The sequence below is a fragment of the Streptomyces sp. NPDC090442 genome (assembly GCF_044769405.1).
GTDB lineage: Bacteria > Actinomycetota > Actinomycetes > Streptomycetales > Streptomycetaceae > Streptomyces.
The window spans coordinates 1-9,952 of sequence record NZ_JBIVXW010000138.1 but is presented as its reverse complement, the minus strand read 5'-3'; the positions used below and the strand labels follow the sequence as shown (position 1 = coordinate 9,952).

The following is a 9,952-nucleotide window of genomic DNA, read 5'->3' as shown; positions in this document are numbered from 1 at the left end:
CCCCAACCCACCATCCCGGTTTTTTCTGTTTTTCATCGGTGTGTCTCTACCCACCCCGGGGGGGGGGGGGGGGCCGGACTGCTTCGCTTTACGTCCGACACACCACCCCCGGAGGCCCGCCCCCTCCCGTTGAGGGGTGGAAATCAGGTGAGCTGGGGCTGAGGTGAGTGGTCCCCCGCCGGTCACCACTCGGTCCAGAGGCCCGGGTTGGCCCACCGGCAGAAGGCCGCACCCGACAGCCCCGCGCAGCGAAACGGCCGGCCCCCAAGGGGGGCCGGCCGTCAACGCTCCGGCGTCCGGGACGCCGTCAATTCACTTCGCGGGGGCCGGCTCCGGCGTGCCCGCCGTCTCCTCGTCGCCCGCCGGCGGGTCCATCGGCGTCTTGACGGAGTCCAGCAGCAGTTGGGCGACGTCGACGACCTGGACGGATTCCCTGGCCTTGCCGTCGTTCTTCTTGCCGTTGACCGAGTCGGTCAGCATGACCAGGCAGAACGGGCAGGCGGTGGAGACGATGTCGGGGTTCAACGACAGGGCCTCATCGACGCGTTCGTCGTTGATGCGCTTGCCGATCCGCTCCTCCATCCACATCCGGGCGCCACCGGCGCCGCAGCAGAAGCCGCGCTCCTTGTGGCGGTGCATCTCCTCGTTCCGCAGGCCCGGGACCTTGTCGATGATCTCGCGCGGCGGCGTGTAGATCTTGTTGTGGCGGCCCAGGTAGCACGGGTCGTGGTAGGTGATCAGGCCCTCGACCGGGGTGACCGGGATCAACTTGCCCTCGTCGACGAGGTGCTGGAGCAACTGCGTGTGGTGGATGACCTCGTAGTCGCCGCCGAGCTGCGGGTACTCGTTGCCGAGGGTGTTCAGGCAGTGCGGGCAGGTCGCGACGATCTTCTTCGACGACTTGGGCTTCTTCGTCGACTCGTCCTCGCCGTCCTCGCCGAAGGCCATGTTCAGGGCCTCGACGTTCTGCTGGCCGAGCTGCTGGAAGAGGAACTCGTTGCCCATGCGGCGGGCGGAGTCACCGGTGCACGCCTCGTCGCCGCCCATGATCGCGAACTTCACGCCCGCGATGTGGAGGAGCTCGGCGAACGCCTTCGTCGTCTTCTTGGCGCGGTCCTCCAGGGCGCCGGCGCAGCCGACCCAGTAGAGGTAGTCGACCTCGGTGAGGTCCTCGACGTCCTTGCCGACGACCGGGACCTCGAAGTCGACCTCCTTGGTCCAGGCCAGCCGCTGCTTCTTGGCCAGGCCCCAGGGGTTGCCCTTCTTCTCCAGGTTCTTGAGCATCGTGCCCGCCTCGGACGGGAACGAGGACTCGATCATGACCTGGTAGCGGCGCATGTCGACGATGTGGTCGACGTGCTCGATGTCCACCGGGCACTGCTCGACGCAGGCGCCGCAGGTGGTGCAGGACCACAGCACGTCCGGGTCGATGACGCCGTTCGCTTCGAGGGTGCCGATCAGCGGGCGCTCGGCCTCGGCGAGGGCGGCCGCGGGGACGTCCTTGAGCTGCTCCTCGGTCGCCTTCTCGGTGCCCTCCGCGTCCTTGCCGCCGCCGGCGAGCAGGTACGGGGCCTTGGCGTGCGCGTGGTCGCGCAGCGACATGATCAGCAGCTTGGGGGAGAGCGGCTTGCCGGTGTTCCACGCGGGGCACTGCGACTGGCAGCGGCCGCACTCGGTGCAGGTGGAGAAGTCCAGCAGGCCCTTCCACGAGAAGTGCTCGATCTGCGAGACGCCGAACTGGTCGTCCTCGCCCGGGTCTTCGAAGTCGATCGGCTTGCCGGCCGAGACCATCGGCTGGAGCGCGCCGAGCGCCGTGCCGCCGTCCGCCTCGCGCTTGAACCAGATGTTGGGGAAGGCCAGGAAGCGGTGCCAGGCCACGCCCATGTCGGTCTTCAGGGCGACCGTGATCATCCAGATGAAGGAGGTCGCGATCTTCAGACCGGCGAAGAAGTAGGTGAGGTTCTGCAGCGTGCCCAGGCTCAGCCCCTTGAAGACCGCGACCAGGGGGTACGTGACGAAGTACGCCGCCTCGTAGTGGTCGACGCCGTGCTGGGCGCCCTCCAGGGCGTGCAGCGACACGATGCAGATGCCGACGATGAGGATGACGGCCTCGACGAAGTACGCCTGGCCCGTGTTGGAGCCGGCGAAGCGGGACTTGCGGCCCGCGCCGCCCGGCCGGTTGAGCTGCCGGACGGCGATCAGGACGAGGATGCCCACGGTCGTCAGGGTGCCCATGCCCTCGACCCACAGCTCCCAGGGGAGCCAGTTGCCGATCACCGGCAGGATCCAGTCGGCCTTGAAGAGCTGCCCGATGGCGTTGACGATCGTCAGCAGCAGGGACAGGAAGCCCACCGCCACGAACCAGTGGGCCACGCCGATGACGCCCCAGCGGTTCATCCGGGTGTGGCCGACGAACTCCTTGGCCACGGTGACCGTGCGCTGCACGGGCTCGTCGGTGCGGGTGCCGGCGGGCACGGGCTGGCCGAGTCGGACCTGGCGGAAGATCTGCAGGATGGCACGGCCGAACAGCGCGACGCCGACCGCGATTAGGACCAGCGACACGATGATCGCGGCGAGTTGCATGGGAGGCTCCTCGAACCTGCGAGAGCGGGCGAAATCTGAAGGCGCTCCGCGTGATCGGAAGCGGCCGGGCCGCCGGGATCTGAGCGGAACTACTAAGCGGTAACTTTTCGGGTCTGCGCTGAGGTTACCCAGTATTCCGGGCCCCATGAAGCCGCCCGGCCGGTGATCTGTGTCGCGCACGCAACCGTCGCGCGGGCGCCGGCGTCCTCCCGAAGGGTCTGGTGAGGACAAGCGCCCCATAAAAGTTGAGTGGCTCTGACTCAGGTCTGTTGACAGGTTCGCTCGGGTGCTGCACGCTTGAGCCTGTTCCACTCAAGTTAGCTGGAGGAATCGAAATGGCACGTGCGGTCGGCATCGACCTGGGCACGACTAACTCCGTCGTCAGTGTTCTCGAAGGCGGTGAGCCCACCGTCATCACCAACGCCGAGGGCGCCAGGACCACGCCGTCCGTCGTCGCCTTCGCCAAGAACGGCGAGGTGCTGGTCGGCGAGGTCGCCAAGCGCCAGGCGGTGACCAACGTCGAGCGGACGATCCGGTCGGTCAAGCGCCACATGGGCACCGACTGGAAGATCAACATCGACGAGAAGGACTTCAACCCGCAGCAGATCTCTGCGTTCATCCTGCAGAAGCTGAAGCGGGACGCGGAGTCCTACCTCGGCGAGAAGGTCACCGACGCGGTCATCACCGTCCCGGCGTACTTCAACGACTCCGAGCGCCAGGCCACCAAGGAGGCCGGTGAGATCGCGGGCCTCAACGTCCTGCGCATCGTCAACGAGCCCACCGCCGCCGCCCTGGCCTACGGCCTGGAGAAGGAAGACCAGACCATTCTCGTCTTCGACCTCGGCGGTGGCACCTTCGACGTGTCGCTGCTGGAGATCGGTGACGGCGTCGTCGAGGTGAAGGCCACCAACGGTGACAACCACCTCGGTGGTGACGACTGGGACCAGCGCGTCGTCGACTACCTGGTCAAGCAGTTCAACAACGGCCACGGCGTCGACCTCGCCAAGGACAAGATGGCGCTCCAGCGCCTGCGCGAGGCCGCCGAGAAGGCGAAGATCGAGCTGTCCTCGTCCAGCGAGACGACGATCAACCTGCCCTACATCACCGCCTCCGCCGAGGGCCCGCTGCACCTGGACGAGAAGCTCACGCGCTCGCAGTTCCAGCAGCTCACCTCGGACCTGCTCGACCGCTGCAAGACCCCGTTCCACAACGTGATCAAGGACGCCGGCATCTCGCTGTCCGAGATCGACCACGTGGTCCTGGTCGGCGGCTCGACCCGGATGCCCGCCGTCGCCGAGCTCGTCAAGGAGCTGACCGGCGGCAAGGAGGCCAACAAGGGCGTCAACCCGGACGAGGTCGTCGCCATGGGCGCCAGCCTCCAGGCCGGTGTGCTCAAGGGTGAGGTCAAGGACGTCCTGCTGCTGGACGTCACCCCGCTGTCCCTCGGTATCGAGACCAAGGGCGGCATCATGACCAAGCTGATCGAGCGCAACACCACGATCCCGACGAAGCGTTCGGAGATCTTCACGACGGCCGAGGACAACCAGCCGTCCGTGCAGATCCAGGTCTACCAGGGCGAGCGCGAGATCGCGGCGTACAACAAGAAGCTCGGGATGTTCGAGCTGACCGGCCTGCCGCCGGCGCCCCGCGGCGTCCCGCAGATCGAGGTCTCCTTCGACATCGACGCCAACGGCATCATGCACGTGACCGCCAAGGACCTGGGCACGGGCAAGGAGCAGAAGATGACCGTCACCGGCGGTTCGTCGCTCCCGAAGGACGAGGTCGACCGCATGCGTGAGGAGGCCGAGCGCTACGCGGAGGAGGACCACCAGCGTCGCGAGGCCGCCGAGACCCGCAACCAGGGCGAGCAACTGGTCTACCAGACCGAGAAGTTCCTCAAGGACAACGAGGACAAGGTGCCCGCCGAGGTCAAGACCGAGGTCGAGACCGCCGTCGGCGAGCTCAAGGAGAAGCTCAAGGGCGAGGACACGGCCGAGATCAAGACCGCGTCCGAGAAGGTCGCCGCGGTCTCCCAGAAGCTGGGCCAGGCCATGTACGCCGACGCGCAGGCGGCCCAGGGCGCGGCCGGTGCCGAGGGCGCCCAGGCCGGCGGTCAGCAGCAGGCCAAGGCCGAGGACGACGTCGTGGACGCCGAGATCGTCGACGACGAGAAGCCCAAGAAGGACGGTGCGGCGTGACGGAGGAGACCCCGGGCTTCGAGGAGAAGCCCGACGTCCCTTCCGATGCCGCCCCCGAAGACGCGGCACCGGCCGAGTCCGCCGACAAGGCGGGCTCGGCCCCGGCCGGGGACGTCCAGGACGCAAGTCTGACGGCTCAGTTGGACCAGGTGCGCACCGCTCTCAACGAGCGCACCACCGACCTCCAGCGCCTCCAGGCGGAGTACCAGAACTACCGCCGCCGGGTGGAGCGGGACCGCGTGTCGGTCAAGGAGATCGCGGTCGCCAACCTGCTCTCCGAGCTCCTGCCGGTGCTCGACGACATCGGTCGGGCCCGGGAGCACGGCGAGTTGGTCGGCGGCTTCAAGTCGGTGGCCGAATCGCTGGAGATGGTGGCGGCCAAGCTGGGTCTGCAGCAGTTCGGCAAGGAGGGCGAGCCCTTCGACCCGACGATCCACGAAGCGCTGATGCACTCCTACGCGCCCGATGTCACGGAGACGACATGCGTCGCCATCCTGCAGCCCGGGTATCGCATCGGTGAGCGCACGATCCGCCCCGCGCGGGTCGCGGTCGCCGAGCCGCAGCCGGGTGCGCAGGGCGCCAAGTCGGCCTCCGACGAGGAGTCCAAGGGCGCCAAGGGCGGTAAGGGAGCCGAGGGTGCCGAGGCCGCGGACAAGGAGAACGGTGGCCCGGACGAGGGCTGACGTGCGGGCCGGAACGAGAACCGTCCGGAAGGAGGGACGTCGAGGATGAGCACCAAGGACTTCGTGGAGAAGGACTACTACAAGGTCCTCGGCGTCCCCAAGGACGCCACCGAAGCGGAGATCAAGAAGGCGTACCGCAAGCTGGCCCGGGAGAACCACCCGGACGCCAACAAGGGCGACGCCAAGGCCGAGGAGCGCTTCAAGGAGATCTCCGAGGCCAACGACGTGCTCGGCGACGCCAAGCGCCGCAAGGAGTACGACGAGGCCCGGGCGCTGTTCGGCAACGGCGGCTTCCGGCCCGGCCCCGGCGGGGGCGGGAGCTTCAACTTCGACCTCGGCGACCTCTTCGGGGGCGCCGGGGGCGCGGGCGGCTCCGGTTCCGGTTCCGGTGCCGGCGGTTTCGGCGGCGGGCTCGGGGACGTCTTCGGCGGCCTGTTCAACCGCGGCGGCACCGGCACCCGCACGCAGCCGCGCCGCGGCCAGGACATCGAGTCCGAGGTGACGCTCAGCTTCACCGAGGCGGTCGACGGGGCCACGGTCCCGCTGCGGATGTCCAGCCAGGCGCCCTGCAAGGCGTGTTCGGGCACCGGCGACAAAAACGGTACGCCGCGGGTCTGCCCGACCTGTGTCGGCACCGGCCAGATCAGCCGGGGCGCGGGCGGCGGCTTCTCGCTCACCGACCCGTGCGCCGACTGCAAGGGCCGCGGCCTGATCGCGCAGGAGCCCTGCGAGATCTGCAAGGGCAGCGGCCGGGCGTCCAGCGCCCGCACGATGCAGGTCCGCATCCCCGCGGGCGTCTCCGACGGGCAGCGCATCCGGCTGCGCGGCAAGGGCGCCCCGGGCGAGCACGGCGGCCCGGCCGGTGACCTCTACGTGGTCGTCCACGTCGAGGCCCACCCGGTCTTCGGCCGCAAGGGCGACAACCTCACCGTCACGGTGCCGGTCACCTTCCCGGAGGCCGCGCTCGGCGGCGAGGTCAAGGTGCCGACGCTGGGCGGCCCGCCGGTCACGCTCAAGCTGCCGGCCGGCACGCCCAACGGACGCACCATGCGGGCCCGCGGCAAGGGCGCGACCCGTAAGGACGGCACCCGTGGTGATCTGCTGGTCACCATAGAGGTGGTCGTTCCCAAGGACCTCGGCGACCAGGCCAGGCAGGCGCTGGAGTCCTATCGCGAGGCGACCGCGGGCCCGGACCCGCGGGCGGAGCTGTTCCAGGCCGCGAAGGGAGCATGAGATGGACAGCCGGGGCGGGCAGCGTCGTAACCCGTATGAACTGACCGATGAGTCGCCGGTGTACGTCATCTCCGTCGCGGCCCAGCTCTCCGGCCTGCACCCGCAGACCCTGCGGCAGTACGACCGCCTGGGGCTGGTCTCGCCCGACCGTACGGCCGGGCGGGGCCGCCGCTACTCCGCCCGCGACATCGAACTGCTCCGCACCGTCCAGCAGTTGTCGCAGGAGGAGGGCATCAACCTCGCCGGCATCAAGCGCATCATCGAGCTGGAGAACCAGGTCGCGGCGCTCCAGCAGCGGGTCGCCGAGCTCCAGGGCGCCCTGGAGGGCGCGGCCAGCACGATGCGGCAGCGGGAGGCGGCGGTGCACGCCTCGTACCGCCGCGATCTGGTGCCGTACCAGGACGTGCAGCAGACCAGCGCGTTGGTCGTCTGGCGGCCCAAGCGGTCGTCGGAGTGACGGCGCGCTCGACGCGATGAAGGGCCGGGGTGGCGCAGCCACCCCGGCCCTTCGCGCGTTCCCATCGGGCGGTTCCCGTCCAACTCCCCTGTGATCAGCAGCCGTTGTAGCCCGCGGTGGGCATCGACAGCCGCCGGTGCACCCGCGACTTCATCGCCAGGGTGTAGACCGGCTCGTCCAGGTCGGCGGTCTCCAGTCGGATGCCGGCCGCCGCGCAGCGTTCGGTGAACTCGTCGGCGCCGTTGATGGCGTACTCCAGTGCCCGGCGGTTGGGCGCGACGAACACGTCGACCAGGCCCTTCTCGACGTCGTGCCACAGCGCGCTGTGGTCGGCGCGCAGTTGGTGCAGGCTGAGCTGGCAGGTCAGGCGGTAGTCACGGGCTGCCGCCCACTGTTTGCACATGGCGTGCTGGCTGCGGTCATCGACCAGGAACGGATCCTCGTCCAGCTCGGACAGCGGCATCAGGCAGGCGATCGCCGTCACTCGGACCGAGTTCATCGTGCCCTCCGGGGCGTGGCGACTGTGGGGGCGACGATACCCCCGCGAAGGGCCCGGGGTGGAGGGGCGGCGCCGGGCGGCGACGCATATCCGCAGGCGTGGCAGATCTTCCAGCCGTCCTGATTCACGGCCAACTGCCCGCCGCAGCGCGGGCAGTTCTCGGCGGACGGGCGGGGACGCCCGGTGCGTTTCTTGGGCAGCGGGCGCGGAACGGTCGTCGTGCTGCGTAGTGCCGACGCCATGCGGCCTCCCACTGCCGTCTTTTCTGCCCGGGACAGGTCCGATGCCGCTCACGGATGTGCGGAGGTGTTCGGTTCCTGCCGTTCTTGAGTACCAGTTGGGGGCCCGGGAGCGGACTTGAACGGTCCGGTTTCGGCCAGGTCCGGACCTGGTGGGCGGGCCGGGCCGCCCGGTACCCGTACCGGCCAGGCGTGTCGGCGGGCATACGGCCGATACCGGGGCGTGGTGCGCGGGCGCGCCGGGTGGTGGGGCGCGCGTCGGCGGGGGCGCTCAGGCCCGCCCGAGGGCCCGGGTCACCGCGATCTCGATCAGCACGCGGTCCGGGTTGGGCGACGGGGTCCGGCCGTACCGTGCGGCGTACCGGCGCTCGGCGTCGGCCACCGCCTCCGCGTCGGTCCGCACCCGGGCGACGCCCTCCAGGGTCGCCCAGCGGCGGCGGTCCACCTGGCACACCGCCACCCGCGCCCCGTCGGCGCCGGCGGCGAGGACGTTCTTGACCTTGGTGCTGTCCTTGCGGGTGATGACCCGCGCGATCCGCTGCCCGGCGTCGTAGGTGACGCCGACCGGGACGACGTGCGGGGTGCCGTTGGCCCGCGGCGTCGTGAGGGTCGACATGAGGTGCTCGTCCCAGAAGGCGAGGTACTCGGGGGGCAGTGCGCTCAGGTCGTGGGCCATGGGGCCAGGGTAGTTGGGGGCCGGAGAGCGGCCCCCGTCCGGTCACACGAACTCGGCCGTCTCCAGGTCGAAGGAGAAGGGGGCGGGGAGGGGGAGGGGCTTGCCGAAGGGGACGGTGGTGTGGCCCCCGTAGTCTCCGCCGGAAGGCTCGCCGAACAGCGTCACCGCCGACGTGTCGCGGTCGACGAGGAGGTAGAGCGGAATACCGGCACGGGCGTAGGCGTACCTCTTGCCCTCGCGGTCGTTCCGGGGCTTGCTCGACGTCACCTCGACGACCATGGCGACGCCGTCGCTGGGCATCCACGGCGGTGCGCCCCGGAAGAGGCGCAACGCGTACGGGGCGATGGTGGCGTCGGGGATCACGTGGTCCGTGGGCTGGTCTTCGCTGCTGGAAAGGACGAGTCCCTTGTAGCCCGAGATCTGCATGTCGGTTGCGGACCTTCGGGTTACCTGCGTGCCGATGACGCTCAGGTAGTCCTCGTGGTCGCCGTCCGTCGGCGGTGTCACAACGATCTCCCCCTCGACGAGCTCGGCCCGGAACCCCTCAGGGGTGTCCAGGCTGAGAAAGAAGTCCAGGAGGGTTTCCTTGTCCGTGGCCATCGGCTCGTGTGCCATAGCCGTCATGCTGCACCTCCTTGTGGTCGAAGGCCAGTGTCACGGGCCCCACCAGCGGGATGAGGCCGATGGTCGGATCTTCACTCGTAAGCGTGAGCGATTTACTTGAGTGGAGTAGACTCAACTTATCGCATGTTGCGCAAGGCAGGATTGGATAGGGGAGCGCGCGGAGCGCCGGACGCACGAGGAGGACCAGGCAGACGTGGACGCCGAGCTGACCAACAAGAGCCGAGAGGCGCTGAGCGCCGCCAATGAGCGGGCGGTCACCGCCGGGCACGCGGACATGACGTCCGCGCACCTCCTGCTCGCCCTGCTCGCCGGGCAGGACAACGAGAACATCATGGATCTGCTGGCGGCCGTCGAGGCGGACGCCGCCCAGCTCCGTTCCGGCGCCGAGCGGCAGCTCGCCGGGCTGCCCAGCATCCAGGGCACGACCGTGGCCCCGCCGCAGCCGGACCGCGAGCTGCTGGCCGTCATCGCGGACGCCGCGCAGCGCGCCAAGGAGCTGGGCGACGCCTACATCTCCACCGAGCACCTGCTCATCGGCATCGCCGCCAAGGGCGGCCGCACCGGTGAGCTGCTGGAGCAGCAGGGCGCCACCGCCAAGAAGCTGCTCGCCGCCTTCGAGGCCAGCCGCGGCGGCCAGCGGGTGACCAACGCCGATCCGGAGGGCACCTACAAGGCGTTGGAGAAGTTCGGTACGGATTTCACCGCGGCGGCGCGTGAGGGCAAGTTGGATCCGGTGATCGGTCGGGATCAGGAGATCCGG

At 69.4% G+C, this 9,952-nt stretch carries 9 protein-coding genes; 5 read left to right on the top strand and 4 right to left on the bottom strand.

The features are described from left to right. Positions 1-312: 312 nt before the first annotated feature. Positions 313-2,583 (bottom strand): (Fe-S)-binding protein, encoded by a 2,271-nt coding sequence (locus ACIQU6_RS42965; protein ID WP_403487890.1) that lies wholly within the window; start codon positions 2,581-2,583, stop codon positions 313-315. Between the two features lie 335 nt (positions 2,584-2,918). Between ACIQU6_RS42965 and dnaK the strand changes: the two genes are divergently transcribed. Genes dnaK through ACIQU6_RS42945 form a run of 4 tightly spaced genes read left to right on the top strand, consistent with a single transcriptional unit; the run spans position 2,919 to position 7,154 of the window. Further along, complete coding sequence (dnaK, locus tag ACIQU6_RS42960) at positions 2,919-4,781, top strand: molecular chaperone DnaK (RefSeq protein ID WP_403487888.1); 1,863 nt, start codon at positions 2,919-2,921, stop codon at positions 4,779-4,781. After that, on the top strand, positions 4,778-5,464 hold the full coding sequence (gene grpE / locus ACIQU6_RS42955) for a nucleotide exchange factor GrpE (RefSeq protein WP_403487886.1): 687 nt from the start codon (positions 4,778-4,780) through the stop codon (positions 5,462-5,464). The genes dnaK and grpE overlap by 4 nt, the downstream gene beginning before the upstream one ends. Positions 5,465-5,509: 45 nt before the next feature. Next, entirely contained in the window at positions 5,510-6,697 is a 1,188-nt protein-coding gene (gene dnaJ, locus ACIQU6_RS42950; RefSeq protein WP_403487884.1) for a molecular chaperone DnaJ, read from the top strand. A 1-nt stretch (position 6,698) separates the two neighbouring features. Then, positions 6,699-7,154 carry a heat shock protein transcriptional repressor HspR gene (locus ACIQU6_RS42945; RefSeq protein WP_403487882.1) on the top strand — a complete coding sequence of 152 codons (456 nt, stop codon included), beginning with the start codon at positions 6,699-6,701 and terminating at the stop codon, positions 7,152-7,154. Between the two features lie 94 nt (positions 7,155-7,248). Here ACIQU6_RS42945 and ACIQU6_RS42940 read toward each other — a convergent pair whose 3' ends face one another. From ACIQU6_RS42940 to ACIQU6_RS42930, 3 genes are all read right to left on the bottom strand, one after another. Then, entirely contained in the window at positions 7,249-7,653 is a 405-nt protein-coding gene (locus tag ACIQU6_RS42940) for a hypothetical protein (RefSeq protein WP_403487880.1), read from the bottom strand. Between the two features lie 510 nt (positions 7,654-8,163). Next, positions 8,164-8,568, bottom strand: a complete 405-nt coding sequence (locus tag ACIQU6_RS42935; RefSeq protein ID WP_403487878.1) for a pyridoxamine 5'-phosphate oxidase family protein — start codon at positions 8,566-8,568, stop codon at positions 8,164-8,166. Positions 8,569-8,610: 42 nt separating this feature from the next. Beyond that, positions 8,611-9,192, bottom strand: a complete 582-nt coding sequence (locus tag ACIQU6_RS42930) for a Uma2 family endonuclease (protein ID WP_403487876.1) — start codon at positions 9,190-9,192, stop codon at positions 8,611-8,613. A gap of 193 nt (positions 9,193-9,385) precedes the next feature. Here ACIQU6_RS42930 and ACIQU6_RS42925 point away from each other — a divergent pair. After that, positions 9,386-9,952: Clp protease N-terminal domain-containing protein (locus tag ACIQU6_RS42925; RefSeq protein ID WP_403487874.1), on the top strand; the 567-nt coding region annotated here is incomplete at its 3' end.